The sequence below is a fragment of the Plantibacter sp. CFBP 8775 genome (assembly GCF_014839505.1).
Taxonomy (GTDB): domain Bacteria; phylum Actinomycetota; class Actinomycetes; order Actinomycetales; family Microbacteriaceae; genus Plantibacter; species Plantibacter auratus.
Genome location: NZ_JACYNV010000002.1, coordinates 792,884 through 806,782, shown reverse-complemented (window position 1 = coordinate 806,782; position 13,899 = coordinate 792,884). Strand labels below are relative to the sequence as shown.

The 13,899-nt window shown below is 62.6% G+C and carries 17 protein-coding genes; 7 read left to right on the top strand and 10 right to left on the bottom strand.

Going from position 1 to position 13,899, the window contains the following annotated elements:
* Positions 1-12: 12 nt before the first annotated feature.
* The 4 genes from IFR14_RS16255 to IFR14_RS16240 form a co-directional block, all read right to left on the bottom strand.
* Entirely contained in the window at positions 13-219 is a 207-nt protein-coding gene (locus IFR14_RS16255; RefSeq protein WP_197977590.1) for a helix-turn-helix domain-containing protein, read from the bottom strand.
* A gap of 533 nt (positions 220-752) precedes the next feature.
* Positions 753-1,271, bottom strand: coding sequence for a hypothetical protein (locus IFR14_RS16250; protein WP_124769876.1), 519 nt, complete (start codon positions 1,269-1,271; stop codon positions 753-755).
* Positions 1,272-1,406: 135 nt separating this feature from the next.
* Positions 1,407-2,351: an L-threonylcarbamoyladenylate synthase gene (locus tag IFR14_RS16245; RefSeq protein WP_240044066.1), complete on the bottom strand. Its 945-nt coding sequence runs from the start codon at positions 2,349-2,351 to the stop codon at positions 1,407-1,409.
* 374 nt (positions 2,352-2,725) lie between these two features.
* Positions 2,726-4,714 carry a serine hydrolase domain-containing protein gene (locus tag IFR14_RS16240; protein ID WP_161578649.1) on the bottom strand — a complete coding sequence of 663 codons (1,989 nt, stop codon included), beginning with the start codon at positions 4,712-4,714 and terminating at the stop codon, positions 2,726-2,728.
* Positions 4,715-4,997: 283 nt separating this feature from the next.
* Between IFR14_RS16240 and IFR14_RS21585 the strand changes: the two genes are divergently transcribed.
* The 3 genes from IFR14_RS21585 to IFR14_RS16230 all read left to right on the top strand — a co-directional run bounded on the left by IFR14_RS21585 (position 4,998) and on the right by IFR14_RS16230 (position 7,138).
* A complete protein-coding gene (locus IFR14_RS21585; protein WP_428844509.1) occupies positions 4,998-5,288 on the top strand; it encodes a helix-turn-helix domain-containing protein in 291 nt (96 codons plus the stop codon).
* A gap of 280 nt (positions 5,289-5,568) precedes the next feature.
* Positions 5,569-6,153: a TIR domain-containing protein gene (locus IFR14_RS16235; RefSeq protein ID WP_137243696.1), complete on the top strand. Its 585-nt coding sequence runs from the start codon at positions 5,569-5,571 to the stop codon at positions 6,151-6,153.
* Between the two features lie 91 nt (positions 6,154-6,244).
* Positions 6,245-7,138, top strand: a complete 894-nt coding sequence (locus IFR14_RS16230; RefSeq protein ID WP_137243695.1) for a DUF4231 domain-containing protein — start codon at positions 6,245-6,247, stop codon at positions 7,136-7,138.
* Between the two features lie 89 nt (positions 7,139-7,227).
* Here IFR14_RS16230 and IFR14_RS16225 read toward each other — a convergent pair whose 3' ends face one another.
* From IFR14_RS16225 to IFR14_RS16215, 3 genes are all read right to left on the bottom strand, one after another.
* The gene (locus tag IFR14_RS16225) at positions 7,228-7,893 is read right to left on the bottom strand and encodes a hypothetical protein (protein WP_137243694.1); all 666 of its coding nucleotides are present in this window, start codon (positions 7,891-7,893) and stop codon (positions 7,228-7,230) included.
* 463 nt (positions 7,894-8,356) lie between these two features.
* On the bottom strand, positions 8,357-8,755 hold the full coding sequence (locus IFR14_RS16220) for a hypothetical protein (RefSeq protein ID WP_191941606.1): 399 nt from the start codon (positions 8,753-8,755) through the stop codon (positions 8,357-8,359).
* 63 nt (positions 8,756-8,818) lie between these two features.
* Positions 8,819-10,015, bottom strand: coding sequence for a hypothetical protein (locus IFR14_RS16215; RefSeq protein ID WP_137243692.1), 1,197 nt, complete (start codon positions 10,013-10,015; stop codon positions 8,819-8,821).
* Positions 10,016-10,143: 128 nt separating this feature from the next.
* On the opposite strand from IFR14_RS16215, the gene IFR14_RS16210 reads away from it, so the two are divergent.
* Together IFR14_RS16210 and IFR14_RS16205 are read left to right on the top strand one after the other, a co-directional pair.
* Positions 10,144-10,452, top strand: a complete 309-nt coding sequence (locus IFR14_RS16210) for a hypothetical protein (protein ID WP_137243691.1) — start codon at positions 10,144-10,146, stop codon at positions 10,450-10,452.
* 87 nt (positions 10,453-10,539) lie between these two features.
* Entirely contained in the window at positions 10,540-10,689 is a 150-nt protein-coding gene (locus IFR14_RS16205; RefSeq protein ID WP_161578648.1) for a hypothetical protein, read from the top strand.
* A 65-nt stretch (positions 10,690-10,754) separates the two neighbouring features.
* Here the strand turns inward: IFR14_RS16205 and IFR14_RS16200 are convergent, their stop codons facing one another.
* Positions 10,755-11,834: a sensor histidine kinase gene (locus tag IFR14_RS16200; RefSeq protein WP_137243690.1), complete on the bottom strand. Its 1,080-nt coding sequence runs from the start codon at positions 11,832-11,834 to the stop codon at positions 10,755-10,757.
* Positions 11,834-12,463 (bottom strand): response regulator, encoded by a 630-nt coding sequence (locus IFR14_RS16195; protein ID WP_205125870.1) that lies wholly within the window; start codon positions 12,461-12,463, stop codon positions 11,834-11,836. Before IFR14_RS16195 ends, IFR14_RS16200 begins: the two co-directional genes overlap by 1 nt.
* Before the next feature lie 166 nt (positions 12,464-12,629).
* On the opposite strand from IFR14_RS16195, the gene IFR14_RS16190 reads away from it, so the two are divergent.
* Positions 12,630-12,974 (top strand): hypothetical protein, encoded by a 345-nt coding sequence (locus IFR14_RS16190; RefSeq protein WP_137243688.1) that lies wholly within the window; start codon positions 12,630-12,632, stop codon positions 12,972-12,974.
* A gap of 140 nt (positions 12,975-13,114) precedes the next feature.
* The gene (locus IFR14_RS16185) at positions 13,115-13,345 is read left to right on the top strand and encodes a hypothetical protein (RefSeq protein ID WP_137243687.1); all 231 of its coding nucleotides are present in this window, start codon (positions 13,115-13,117) and stop codon (positions 13,343-13,345) included.
* A 238-nt stretch (positions 13,346-13,583) separates the two neighbouring features.
* Here IFR14_RS16185 and IFR14_RS16180 read toward each other — a convergent pair whose 3' ends face one another.
* A complete protein-coding gene (locus IFR14_RS16180) occupies positions 13,584-13,766 on the bottom strand; it encodes a putative glycolipid-binding domain-containing protein (protein ID WP_137243686.1) in 183 nt (60 codons plus the stop codon).
* Positions 13,767-13,899: the final 133 nt, after the last annotated feature.

The window sequence follows — 13,899 nt, the reverse complement described above, 5'->3', positions numbered from 1 at the left end:
TTGCCCGCTGACTCACGCCTGGTCTTCACCTGCGAGGTGCTGGGCAAAGCGGTGCAGCGCTGCGACGGGGATGCGTCTGGCGCGACCGATCTTGACGCTGGAAAGGTGACCCAACCTCATGAGGTCGTAGACGGTGGATCGTCCCACTCCGAGCGATTCCGCTGCTTCTTCGGCGGTGAGCAAGAGCTTGTCGATTGGCATCATGATCCGATCAGTCATTGGGCTGCCGAGTGGATGCCCTTTGGCTGCTCTTGCTGCCTAGCGAACGAAGCGGCGGACTTCAGCGGATTGCGTCAGCTAGTGAGCGTTCAGACGCCACTTCCACTCCGAAGACGATTTCTCCGGGGAAGCTGCCTAAATCGAGTCGACTGCTCGACCGAATGCCGTTCCGCCCGGCCCTTCGCGCGGCTGCGCGCCAGCGGTTCCGGCAGGTTGCCGGAACCTCATGCACCGACGGCATCGCCGGCAGCAGTTCCGATTCCTGGCCGGGCGGATCACAAAGCGGACTGGGCCCGCTGCCTCCGTCCGCGCCGATCCGAGCGCTGACTGCAGCGCGAGTGCCGCAGAGTCAGGACACTGACCCGCCGAGGTGCGTTCTCAGTCCGAACGGGTCAGTATATGCCCTGGGGGCGCCGCGGCGTTCGTCTCAGATGGTCACCGAGGCTCACAGCGACCCCCTTTCGGCGATGCCGGTCCATGACCACATGCGATACCGAGGCATCCAACCTTGCTCGTGATCGGGGAGCCGATGGTCAGGACCCGAGAACGACCTTGACGAGCGCCACCGCGGCACCCACCATGGCGAGCAGGATCCCGGCAGCGAAGGTGCGGAACGACGGGCGCTCCTGCCGGATCCGAGCGACGACCGGGCCGATCAGCGCAAGCCGCACGATCAGGTAAGCCAGGGCGGTGACCTCCGCCACGAAGCCGGAGACGTTGCTCACCCAGGCCAGGCCCAACACCGCCGCCGGGAAGAAGGCCGACGTCAGCACCGGGAGGGAGTCGCGCAGCTCAGCGCGGATGATCGCAGGCGTCAACCGCTCGTCGCTCCTGGCGCGTCGCCCGATCGATTCGGCGAACGTGTGCGCCAGGAAGGTGGTGAACGCCGTAGCGAGCACGTACCAGAAGCTGCCGCCGTTCTCGGCGTTCACCGCCGTGAGGGGTGCGATCGTGGCGAGGATCACGATGTTGCCGTAGACGTAGGCCGTGATCCGGCTGGAGGCGTCCTCCCGAGACAGCCTCGGCCCCGAGGGCACCTGAGGTTCGGTCATGCCATCCACCGGAACGGGGTGATCCCGGCGGTTCGTGATCGCAGGCTGCAGCGTCGCATGGAACTCCTCAGGATGGTCGGATGTGCTGCGCATGGGTAAGTCGTCTGGAGCGGAAGGGCCCGCGTTGTTCCAGGCCTAGTAGTACTCGCCTTGGCGATAGTCCCAGCTGGTGAAGCTGTCGGCCAGAAGCATCATGATGCGGTCGACGGCGAGTCCTTTGCGAATGAGCGTCGGGCAGGGAGCGATCGATCGCTGGCCGTTCTGTTCGGGTACAAGGGCGCCCGACGGGTCGACCATGGACACCATGACGCCTTGCTCATAGCGAGTGTCCACGCTCGTGTCCGGTTGGATCGAGGCGACGTAGTCGTCGGCTTCGATGATCACGTCGGCAGCTTCCGTGATGCGATCACCGATTCCTTCGACGAGCCCGCGGTTCCCTTGGCCAGACGGGTTCGCGGAGCTGGCGAATGCGATCTTGCCGTGGTCTTCGTAGAGTTGGCGGGCCACGTTCTCGGCGGGAACACCGAACTTGATGACGAAGCAGGACGTGCCGCGGGCGTCCATCATGAGCTGGTGGGACCCATCGGACGGAATGGCCTTCTTCCCGGCGTCGCTCCACGGGAGAATGCAGCCGAGCAGCACGTCCTCGTTCCAGCACCGCTCGTAGAGGGAGTCGATCTCCGGGGTGAGCTGGGCGAGTTCGCGAAGCATGTCGAGTGAGCTCACCAGGACGACGCCCGGCTTGTTCCGGTGGCGCTCCTTGGCGTCGAACTTGCGGTCGAGCCCTCGACGATCGCTCGTCATGATGATGTACCCGACTTTCGTTGGGACGACCGCGATACCGCCTGCTCCCGACAGAAGCTCGACCGCTTCGGTTGGGGTGCCGCCGGCCCAGTGGATTGGCGTGGTGCTCATGAGGCTCCGTTCGATATGCAATGAATCGTCGGATGGCCAGGAGCGGATGCTCCTGATCTCATACGGCTTGCTTAGACGATCGTCTGAGCTAGACGATCGTATGGCTGAGTCGATCCCAACAATCTGAGAGCGAGGGTGATGCCGGGGGATCTCCAGGTCCTTCATGGCACAGCCCCAGGTTCGCCGGGAGTGCTGTGACGGACAGGAGACCCACGACACCCTGATGGACCCCGAGTGCTTCGAGGGTCCATCCATCTCGGCTGACGCATTCGGATGAACGAGAGATCAGGCCGGTGTCCCGAGCGCCGTTTCGTAGAGGTTCAAGAGACCCTGGCCCGTCGAGCGAGCGCAGGCTCCAGTCGACCCCGCGCACGGTCGTTCCGGGTGACTCGCTCCCAACCGTCGCGCAACGGGTTTCATTCAGCTGTCGACGAAGCCTCACATCACTGGGACGGAGCGGTGACCAGCGGCGGTTGTCCAGACGTCCGATGGTTCAGGATCATCGAGTGGCAGGCCAACCTCGTTGGTGAGTGCCGTGGTCAGTAGCTGAGGTCGGGGAGGAGGAGCCCTCCGACGATCGCGACGAAGCCGAGGCCAATGAAGGCGAGCGAGACGAGCGTCGCGCCGATCACGCGGAGCAGCGTCGACGTCCGACGGTGACGACGGTCCTCGAGCGACCCGACGCCGCGCGCCGCCCGGATCGCCCGCCAAGCGCTCGGAACACACCCGAGCACCGCGAAGACGGTCAGGATCTGCGCGATCCGGATGACGATCGCCGACGGCGCCGGTCCGTCAGAGATGAGCGCCTGCGCGACGACGGCCCAGAACGGTGCCGCGGCGATCAGAGCGAGGATCGATCCCCGCGTCCACCAGGTGAGCACGCGTCCACGTCGATCGGAGGATATGGGCTGATCGCGGCCCGCGCGACGCAGGGCTCCGAGCGGCCACGCGATCAGGGCGAGGACGAGGATGATCAGCGACAGGGCGGCGACGGTCGGGACCAGCGCGCGCTCGGTCGGCATGGGCTGCATCGTGAACGCCGGATCGAACCCGACTGCCGTGACGACGTCCCCGTCCGTCGCAACGGCGACCCGGCGCTGACCGCCGATCTCCTGCCAGACCCACGGCTCGACCTCGGTGAAGCGGAGCGGCGTCCCGGCGCTGTCGGTGATCGCGGAGATCATGACCACCCCGTCCTGCTCGGCGGTGACCTCCACGCTCGAGAGGATGTAGAACAGGCGCACGAACGTCGACTCGCCACGTCGCGACAGCTGATACGTACCGGCCAGTGCGGCGCCGTGGTCCGCCGCCGTCTCGACGGCCCCGGAGGTCGGGCGATCCTCGGGGAAGTACCGATCGGCGAACCCGGTCGTGATCGCATCGCGGATCGCCGTCGTCGAGTCACCGTTGACACCGGTGCTGTTGAGGGAGATGAAGATCCCGGCGTCGTCGTCGGGGTAAATCTCGAGCTGAGCGTGGAAGGCGGTCAGGTCGCCGGCGTGGCTGAGGACGCGGTGTCCGTTGCGGTCCCGCTCGAAGAAACCGAGGGTCATCTGTGGACCGTTCGCCAGGTTCCCCAACTGTTCCTCGCCGAGCGCCGGGGCATGCATCTCGTCGAGCGTCTCAGGGGCGAGGAGGGTGCGCCCGTCGGCGGCGGGGTGACCGAGCTGTGCGTTCATGAAGTTCGCCAGGTCTCCGGCGGTTCCGGTGACGGCACCCGCCGGCGACGGACTAACCACTTCGAAGGGCACCTCCGGTGATCCGGCGAACCGGTACCCGGCCGACATGTCCTGCTGCCGTTCGGGTGAAAGCGGCTGTTCGTACGTCGCGCCGTCCATGTCGGCTGCCTCGAGGATGTGCTCGGTGGCGTACTCCTCGAACGGTCGTCCGGTGACGCGTTCGACCACGTAGGCGGCGAGCCCGTTGGAGTAGTTGGAGTAGGACGGCGTGGTGCCCGGCTCGAACAGCTGCACGGGTGGATCGATGGACACCGTGTCGCGGAGGGGCTTCGGCACGGCGGGCGCCGAGGCGATGAGGCCGCCCAGCTGGTCCTCGAAGCCGGCGGTGTGCGTCAGGAGGTGACGGAGGGTGACGGGGGTGTCGAACGTCACCGGCAGGGTGAAGTCGAGGTAGGACTGGACGGGTTCGTCCAGATCGACGGCACCCGCTTCGACCTGCTGCATGACCGCGGTCGCCGTGATCAGCTTCGACACGGAGCCGATCCTGAACAGCGTCCGGTCGACGTCGACCGTCGTGGGCTCGGCCGTCCCGGTGGCGGCCTTCGACACGCCGTAGCCGCGCTCAGCCAGGATCTCACCGCCGCTCACCACCGACACCACGGCACCGGCGATCCCCTCGCGTTCGAGGGCGGCGGGCAGCATCCCGTCGAGCCACGCGTTCGTGTCCTGCGAGGTCAAGGACGCCGCCGCACTCTGAGGCGTCGCCTCGGCCGGTTCCACCGCCAGTGCCGATCCGGCGGCCGGTGCGGCACCGCAGGCGATCGCCCCCGCGACCGCGAGGGCGAGCATCCGCCATCCCCGGGATCGAGGAGCCGTCAGGACAGGGCGGCCGGATCCGCGATGGGTGTCGTTCACAGAAGCCAGTCGACCATCATTCATCCCTCAGCACCAAAACGAGAGCGTCCGACGTCGGGGTAGGCAGGGCCATGGTGACTCGTACTCGAATAAGTCCTACAGGGGTCAACTGCCCTGGAGCAGCTGCAAAAGCTGGCAGATCTGGCCCGCGAAGCACCGGAACAAGTGGATATGGCGGCAGCCGGGAAGTCCTGGCTGGTGCGTCGACGGCTCAACGATGAGCTCGGCTCCGAGATCGTGTCGAAGTACCGCGCTGGGGCGGGGAACTCCGCAACTGTGCCTGGACTATGGCATCTCGAAACCGAGCATGCTCAGTCTGCTTCACGCGCAGGGGGTGCAGATGCGCCGGCAACCGCTCACGCCGAAGCAGCGGACCGAGGCGGTTGATCTCTACACATCTGGCCTGGCGATCAAGCCTGTCGCTGACCGGCTTGGCTCGAGTTTTGGTGCGGTCCATCGGGTGCTGATCGCGGAGGGCGTGCGGCTCCGTCCGCGACCTGGTCGTTGAGGAGGAGGTCGCGTCCAGATTCTTCAGAACGTCGTGACGGGACCCGCTTAGCGTGGGTGCTGGGCCTGACGGTTTTGGTGCTGTGACTCTTGCCCGCCGCTACACCGTCGTACGGAAAGAAGTGTTGGCAGGCATGGCGTCGAGGAACGATTCACCCCGAAGCGGTCGAAACAGCTCAGCGGTCGTGGTTCTGCTCAGGAGCGCACTATACCCCGCAATGGGTGTCAACGCCGCCCGTCGAGAGTCTCTACAGTGGGAGATACCAAGACCAGGGGGACCTATGGGCCGCAAGGTATACATCTCGTTCAAGACAGAAGATATAGAGTTCAAACAGGCCATTCAAGCGATGCCCGGGTTGGATTATGTTGACAAGTCGCTCAACGAGCCAATAGCTTCAAGCGATGATGACTACATCATGCGGGTTATTCGCGAGCAGTATTTACATGACTCGACAGTGACCATTTTTTTGATCGGAACGCATAGCGCTGAGGTCCTGGGGGAAGTCGAGCAGCGTTTCATCAAGCGTGAGCTCCAGGCGTCGCTGGCCACCTCGTCGCTTAGCGGTAAAAGCGGCATCCTGGGGGTTGTTTTGCCCTCTATGGATGATTCGATTTATGGTGGCACGTACACTTGTCAGCAATGTGGAGGCGTGCACAACGTTGTCAGAGTTGACGACAGCCGTGTAGTCCGGGAGTTTGGATACAACTACTACATTCCAAATTCGAAGTGCTCGCACTCCGAAGATGACCGTTACTGTGTCCTGGTTCGTTGGGCTGACTTTGTCGAAACGCCGGAAGTGTACATCGAGAAGGCGTTCGCTAAGCGAGGGTCAGCGATTGCCTCAAAGACGCGCGTTCGACCGTGAAGCCCCTCCCGTATTAAAACGTCTGGTGTCAAAGCGCTAGATCGTGGTGGTACGGTTCTCGCACACAAGGTTAGAGCACTGAGGATCCGGAATGACTGATATGTTGCCAGACAATGCTCTTGTGAAGTTTTTTGTTGCTTCCGATAAGTCGTCGGCTAAGGGGCAGCGTAGTGCTGTGTTCGCGGTTCGTGCACGACTAGTTTCCGCAGTGGTGGCTGCGCTAGCTGGAGCGACCACCGTGATCATTGGTTCGATGGACTGGTGTGCACTAGCGGCGTTTCTTGCGTTCGCTGTAGCGCTCATGGCCGAGTTGTATCTTGCGAAGAGTGCCCCGGAGAAGCGTTGGTATCAGGCGCGCGCCGGTGCGGAGTCATTCAAGACCTTGTCCTGGCGTTTTGCGGTTGGCGCTGACCCATTCTTCATTCACCTCGCTCACGACGACGTGGTTGATCTATTTCGCTCCCGCATATCTGACGTCGCTAGGCAGATCTCGGCATCTGTTGCAACTCCTGCCGGAGATGCTAGTGCTCCGACCGCTGAGATGCTTGCTTTACGCGCTCTCCCATTTGTCGATCGAAAACGAGTTTACTTGGCCGAGCGAACCGGCAAGCAGCGCGATTGGTACGTGAAGAAAGCTGACGAGAATGAGAAATACGCCCGAGTATGGCGGACGCTTCTCATCGCCGCTGAGGTCGTGGCAGTTATCCTGGCTGGATGCGTTGCATTCGCCGGCTGGGAAATCGATGCTGGGGGTGTTCTCGCAGCGATGATTGGCGCGGGGGCGGCCTGGCTCAGTTTCAAGCAGCACTCCACGCTTCGAGCCGCTTACGCTCTAACGGCGATTGAGCTTGGTGAGCAGGTCGGTGCCTTGGGTCGAACATCGGAGGAGAACTGGCCCGAGGCGGTGGCAGACGCTGAGGAAGCGATCAGCCGTGAACACACGATGTGGCTCGCCTCGCGAGGTGAGGTAAACGAGCGCTTGTGACGGGCACCGTCATAGACCAGCCTGCATTCCTGCCTATTTCGGCATGAACGTGACGGCCGGGCAGGTTGACCCTCGGCGATGTGATCGCCTCAATGCTGGGCTGATGGTGGAGGCGCGTCCAACAGGGGCGCGCGGTGCACCAGGGGGCGAACCCCCTTTCTGACTCGTGTAGTTTCTACGAGCGCGCTCTCCTCCCGACTTTGGTAGGCGAGTACCGGTGGAGCTGATATGTCATCCCGACGGACAAACTTAGCCACCCTGGTGGGCAAGTTCCAGCTCTGCAGAACGACGTCCCGGACGTCGTCTGAGTTCGATGCATAACGACGTCCGAGAGCGTCCGAGACTCCGAAGAACGTGACGTTGTCGAGCATGTCGAGCGGTTCTTTTTGCATCATTATCTCGATGCGCGTGCCCGGCTCGAGGACGTGGGGGAGCGGTTCCGGAGAAAATTGGCTTATGGTCAGGTCGCCGGAAGGCGTGAGAGACTCGATGACGACTGCGACCACCTGAACTGGCACCCCGCCCTCGTTTCTGATGGTCATTTGGACAAGGACCTCCTGCAACTCGACATCGCGACCGCGGCGCGTGAGTACTGGTGTTCCATGAGATGTGTCACGCTCGCTCTCCTCCATACCCTCGTAGCGCAACCCGGTGGTGACGCCGATCCGAGCTCTTCGTCGGAGGAAGCTGATCCCTTGTGCGATCGCAAGAATCGTTGCCAGCGCCGCGCCATATAGAGCCACGAACGTTTCCATGGATCCATTCTGTCGCCCTGGACGCCGCATCGGGCAATCTCCTGCGGTCTGGGGGGCGGGGGGGGGGCAGGATGAGCGCCCTCCCGCGGCGGCATCTCATCAGGTTCTGGTCGGTGGTCGGGTGGTGTTCGTCCAAGCTCTCCGCTGGATCGGCCTTGATCATCGGCGCAAGACGCGATGCGCTGGCACTCGCGCAACTGCAGCCGGCTCATCGTAATCCGCTGTTTTCACGATGGCGACGCCGTAGCGATTGTTCGATCGGCACGCCACGTTGCAGGAGGTCGATAAGGCGACGTACTGCTGATGCCTGTCGATACTGAACGCGCTGATCCAACGAACCGCTTCAGCTCGCTGGGCAGGCGAGCCAGTAACGAGGTGCGTTGTGGTCTGACAGCCTCAACTCTCTCTGAGGAACTAAGTACCTTCTGTGCAGGGCAGGACAGCCAAGTTGCTCTGGCGACGTTCAGTCGGGCGAATCTGACCAGGTGCCGTCGACTGCGCTCGTCACGTAGGATCGCTCGGTCTTTGAGGTGGATTCGGGCGCGAGGAAGACAATAGCGAACCAGTCCGACTGATACGCGTCTCCACCACTGGCGCTCACGTACTCGGCCGCTGCCGACTGCTCGTCAAAGCGCACGATTCGCACCCGCTTTGACTCGACCGCCTGGACGCAGTGATCCACCCCATCGCAAACCGGCTTCGTTGAGTCAGCGAGGTCCTGCTTCGACTCGGCGAGGTACACATCGGGGCCGAGCACTTCCGAGATATCCATTGATCGGCGGCTGTCGAACAAGTTGGAGCAGCCACACATGGCGAGCACGAGCAGGACCGTCCCTGCTGTGAGCGACAATTTATTCGTCACGTTGTGTCCTTTCGAGCGGATCGAGCGGGGGTCCTTGGGGGGACCCCCGCTCAGCACACGCTTCTATGCCCAGTTGCACTGGTGCTGGAGAATGCCTGGCAGCCAGTTGGGATTTGAGCCGCGCGCGGTCTCGAAGTCCCACCAGATGCCAGCCTTCCAAATGGCGTACCCAAACTGGGCGTGGCACTTGTACTGCTGTTCGATAGTTGCGGATTCAGGCGTGGTCGGGAAGCTCCGCCACTCAGCCCAACCCTGGTTTTTGATGATTTCGATTCCAATGACGCCCTGAGTGTAGACCGCAGCACCCTGAGGCGACAGATGCGTAGACCACTGGCTGCCATTCTTGTAGGCGTAGCCGCCGGGCCGGTTCTTCCAGTAGCCCGCTAGCAGTTTGCCGCTGACTGCGGGGTCCGCAACCACCGGGAAGGCTGTCGAGGCCGTGTGATCGACGGTCTGCGTGAGCGTCGACCCGTCAATGCTGTAGCTCGTCGGGACGTCCTGGCCGTTCGCGTCCTTGGCCCAAGCTGGGAGGATGCCGCCGCGGTATTGTCCAGCGGCGTCTCGGATGATGACCATCCCTGCTTCGAGCTCCTCCAGATATCCGCCTTCCGGGAGTTTGATCGCGTAGGAGTACGCGGTAGGCGCATTGGCGCTCTCGATGACCGTCGTGATCTGGACCGAGCCGTCCTCCTTGACCACTGGAACGGTCGAGGACCCATTGCCGTTGTCGTAGGAGACGACACCGCTGGTTTCGGCGACGGCTGGAGCCGCTACGTCTGCGAATGGCAGACCCACCCCGATATCGATCCCGAGCGATTCGACAGACAGTGAGATACCTTGATCAGCACGCGCAGGAATCTGTACGGAGGTGTCATTCACCACCGCGTCGATGGCAAGAGGATCTGAGTTAACGGTCTCCACTGCTGCGACGTTCTCGAGAACATCGGTTGACTCGAGCACTGTCGATTCTGTCGAGCTCGTGACGTCCGCAAGAGCGTCCAGTACCGCCGATGCGGACTCATCAGCATGCGCGACTCCTGACCCTGCAGTCGACAGCGCGATGAGTAGCGTTGTGGACAAAATGTATGCCGTGCGTTTCTTCAATTGATCCCCCGTGTTCGTTCTGTTCCAATGCGGTACTCCGATCGCCGCCCGCGTTGCTCGGATGCCCCCATGCCGTCGTTGTTCAACAACCTGGCTGAAGATATTCAGATCTTTGCGAGCGCTGCCATCGGAGAGAACAACGTCCTCCTCGGCCACAGTGGCGCACATGGGACAGCCCCGCATCCGCCGGTCGGTTGCATCTGGCCCCCTAACTGGCGGGTGTCAATGCGATCCGCGACTGCTGTACCGCCCCGGAAACAGAAGCGAGACGCGAATTCAGGGCAATGCTGGTAGCAGCTGCCGTTACCGCCCGAACCGTGTTGGACGCCGACCTTCTGCTGCTCGCCGACGCCGACACCGACGGCAACGAGCTCCTGGCGACGATGCGCGCGGATGGCTTACTGACGGGCCACTCCGGGGGTTCTGTGCAGAAGTTCATTGCAGGCAAAGTCGCGACAGTCACATTCGCGGCAGTTGTGGTCGGGTCCTCATTGGTCGGAGTCTCCGCGGCTAGTGCCGACGCGAGGGCCTTGACCGATGCATATGGCTCAATCGGCATCCGCGTCACAGGAACGTCAGTGTCTGCCTACTGATTCCATCAGCGCACGGGCCCGGCTCGGATCTTGCCCGGTCGGTCCCGTGGACTGTTTCGATCACATCACGGAAGGTGCCCTCGAAGCATGTTTGGTAACGAAGTCGCGATCGGCATCCTCATCATGTACGCGGCGGTCGCAGTGGCGGTCATGGTCGGAATCACGTTCTTGGTGCAGTACATGCGCCGCCAGCGGGCTCGTAGAAATTTCGATCCAGGGGCCCAGAACCGCCAGTAGCTCCATGCGTGCCACTGAGAACAGGTCAATATCAGGCAGTTGTGGCCGCTGTCGCCGTCCTTGAATCAGCGGGGCAAACGGAGGGCGAGTGTGAACGTTTCGGTGTCCGTAACCACCGCCAGTGTGCCTCCCAGAAGCTCAGCTCGTTCTTGAAGACCCATGAGCCCGTGCCCTCCAGGAAGGCTTGCATCGGTATGAACGGGAAGCGTGAGTTGGTTTTGAATGCTTACTGAAACCACGTTTTTGGTGGCGTCTGCGCGGATGTGTGCAATGGCGCCCGGGGCGTGTTTGCGGACGTTTGTGAGACCTTCCTGGATGGTGCGGTAGACGGCTCGTTGAATCGGTTGTGGGAGGTCGTCTTGCAGGTCCATCACCATCTCTACTGGCGTCCCGCTGTTCGCGATGAGATCGTACAGGTCCGCGGTGGTGGGTTGGGGTGTTACGGGCTGTGAGGAGTCCTCGGCTCGGAGCAAGCTGACCATGGCGCGGAGCTCGTCGAGGGTTCGGACAGCGAGCAGTCTGATGTTTTTCAGCGCGTGCCGGGTGGCTTCGTCGGGTGTGCTGACTTGTAGCGCGCCGGCTTGGACTGCGATGAGGCTCACTTGGTGGGAGACGACGTCGTGCATCTCGCGCGCAATGTGCACACGTTCTTCGCGAAGGATCTCCGTGGTCAGCCGCCGTTGTTCGATCTCGCGTGAGGCGTTCAGGTCGGCGAGTCTGGCGGTCAGTTCAACTCGTGTGCGCGTGAGGAGACCGAGTGCGATCGGCCCTCCCGCGTAGAGGAGCGCATAGGCAAGGACGATGATGGCGTACTGCGGTGGAGGCAGTCCTCGCCATGGCGCCGACGTTACGGTGAAGACGATGAGGCCAGCGAGTGTCAGCGCCCATGATCGTCGTTCGCGGCAAGCAACGGAATACAAGGCGATGAGGCCGGCAAAGGCTCCCAGACCGAGCGCAAAAGCGGGCGATGCGAGGAGTAATGAAACCCAAGGCCATCGGCGTCTGACAAGCAGTCCGGCTGCTGCAGCGACCGCGATCCACGACTCGACCGGTGATGCCCACTCGAATGTTGTCAGTCCCTCCACGAACGCTGCCGTCAGGAGCGCCAGGTCGACGACGATCGCGAGCTTCTTCGGGTGTCGCATCAGAGGGGCGAGTGGCGCTCGGCGATGAGTGCCGCCTGGAGCCTGGTCGTGACGCCAAGTTTGGTGAGGATGCCACTGACATGATCCTTGATGGTGGCGCTGCTGAGGTGCATGGCTTCGCCGATTGCCGCGTTGGAGGCGCCCGTGTGCAGGAGCGCAAGAACTTCCCGTTCTCGTGGAGAGAGAGCATCGACACGGTTATCCCACTCCGTGGTGGACCGTGTGGCTACCAACAGGGATCGGGAGACTTCAGGCGAGAGGACGATGCCGCCTGCTGCCAGCGACCGAATGAGCGCGGGTAACTGTTCCGGATCGGTATCCTTCACTAAGAATCCCGCAGCTCCCAGATGCAGTGCCGTTGCAACGTACTCGTCAGTGTCAAAGGTCGTCAGCACCGCGGTCGCGGGAGGACGCGGCCAGTCTTGTAGATCGCGGAGGACATCGAGGCCGCTGCGACCGGGCATTCTGATGTCGAGAAGCACGACGTCGGGCGTGGAGCGAGCGATCTCCGCGAGAGCGGACATACCGTCGGCGGATGCTACGACTTGAATGTCCGGCGAGGCATTGAGGATGAGCTCGAAGCCCGCGCGAAACAGCGCTTCGTCATCGATAATCGCGACCTTCAGCACACTGCTCCTCCGTTTTTCCACACTAGGGTGCGCAACGGTTCGAAGGACGGCAATGGCACACATACCCCCCACACGGCGGGGGTGAACCCGTCCCCTGCCCGATAGCGGCAAAGCGTTGCCGGTGCGACGTTAGTTAGGTGGCCGTATTCGATATCCGCTTGCGGCATTGGCTGTCGTGATCTTGGTGGCAACGAGTGCCGCAACGTCGACATCCGCCGAGGAAGTGCCCGCCTCCCAGGATCTCGAGCGCACCGCGGCCACCGCTATCAGCGACACGGGCGAAGTCGTCAAATTCGACCCGGCAACACTCAGGGGTATCGGTGATGTCATCGAGAGTTCATCCAGTGAGGGTGCGGGAGATCTCGCTGACTTGGGATTCGAAGGCGTCGACTACGACTTCGCGGTGCCGAAGGGCCTCGAAGACGAGACCGAGAACAATCCGGACGCCGGCAACCGATCCCCGATCGATGCAGACGACCGGGTGCAGGTCCATGTCGCCACGGCTCAGTAACGCCGGATCGCCTACCTGGAACCGACGAACACCATCTGGCTGCCGGTGGACCAGTGCACCGGCGCCCTGGTCGGGGCCAGGTTCCTGGTGATGGCAGCCCACTGCGTGTACAAAACAAGTGGAATTGGTGGGCCCCATTCGTGGACGTCTATCCCGCGTATAACCAAGGCATCCCGTCCGGCGGTGTCCGATGCTCAGCGCAGAAGAAATGGGTCGGCAGCGACTGGATTACCAGTGGCAATTCGAACGCAGACCGAGCGATGCTGAAGCTCAGCTGCACCGCCGGATCGACCTACGGCTACTTCGGCATGCTCGGCAGCACTACCCCGACGAAGTACGTCGGTTCGACCATCGAATGTCTGGCTGTGTGATCATTCCGACGAAGTGGGGATGGTCCGCGACTGAGATCGGCATCACGACCGATCGCACAGGTCGATTTCTTGGACCCAGCGTCCCCCCCCGGCACCTACAACATCGAGGCGCGTTGCTCCGGACTCGACCCGGATGGCCTCGACGGCACCTCCGAGGCCGAGCTCACCGACGCTGATGTTGACATTGAGATCGTTGTGCAGCCCTCACCGTAGCTCTGCAGAACGGCCCCAGTCCGTACTAGATGCGGCGGGCGAGGGTGGGGTAGTCGATCGCGAGGCCGTCACTATCGACGGTGAGGTGGGCGCTGAAGCCCCTGCTGAAGCTCGTGTGCCGAACGCGGCCATGGGTGCCCTCGGGATTGGAGGCATCGATCTGGTCGCTGCGGATGACGCGCAGAGATGGCATCTGCACCCAGGCCATGATGAGTGGCGTTTCGTCGACCTCCTATTCGAGCAACCTCGGCCTCGAATCGGCAAGGTGTTGCTGACCGGGCACAATCCAAGGCCGGAGTCGACCGCGCATTGCGGACTGTCGGCTTCCGGCAGACCAGGCG

Bases quoted from the DNA above. Each gene is read 5' to 3' on its own strand.
- IFR14_RS16205 (WP_161578648.1), top strand. From the start codon at position 10,540: ATGTTTGGTAACGAAGTCGCGATCGGCATCCTCATCATGTACGCGGCG.
- IFR14_RS16245 (WP_240044066.1), bottom strand. From the start codon at position 2,351: ATGAAGGACCTGGAGATCCCCCGGCATCACCCTCGCTCTCAGATTGTT.
- IFR14_RS21585 (WP_428844509.1), top strand. From the start codon at position 4,998: ATGAGCTCGGCTCCGAGATCGTGTCGAAGTACCGCGCTGGGGCGGGGA.
- IFR14_RS16225 (WP_137243694.1), bottom strand. From the start codon at position 7,893: ATGGAAACGTTCGTGGCTCTATATGGCGCGGCGCTGGCAACGATTCTT.
- IFR14_RS16200 (WP_137243690.1), bottom strand. From the start codon at position 11,834: ATGCGACACCCGAAGAAGCTCGCGATCGTCGTCGACCTGGCGCTCCTG.
- IFR14_RS16255 (WP_197977590.1), bottom strand. From the start codon at position 219: ATGACTGATCGGATCATGATGCCAATCGACAAGCTCTTGCTCACCGCC.
- IFR14_RS16210 (WP_137243691.1), top strand. From the start codon at position 10,144: ATGCTGGTAGCAGCTGCCGTTACCGCCCGAACCGTGTTGGACGCCGAC.
- IFR14_RS16240 (WP_161578649.1), bottom strand. From the start codon at position 4,714: ATGCTCGCCCTCGCGGTCGCGGGGGCGATCGCCTGCGGTGCCGCACCG.
- IFR14_RS16235 (WP_137243696.1), top strand. From the start codon at position 5,569: ATGGGCCGCAAGGTATACATCTCGTTCAAGACAGAAGATATAGAGTTC.
- IFR14_RS16180 (WP_137243686.1), bottom strand. From the start codon at position 13,766: ATGGCCTGGGTGCAGATGCCATCTCTGCGCGTCATCCGCAGCGACCAG.
- IFR14_RS16230 (WP_137243695.1), top strand. From the start codon at position 6,245: ATGACTGATATGTTGCCAGACAATGCTCTTGTGAAGTTTTTTGTTGCT.
- IFR14_RS16250 (WP_124769876.1), bottom strand. From the start codon at position 1,271: ATGACCGAACCTCAGGTGCCCTCGGGGCCGAGGCTGTCTCGGGAGGAC.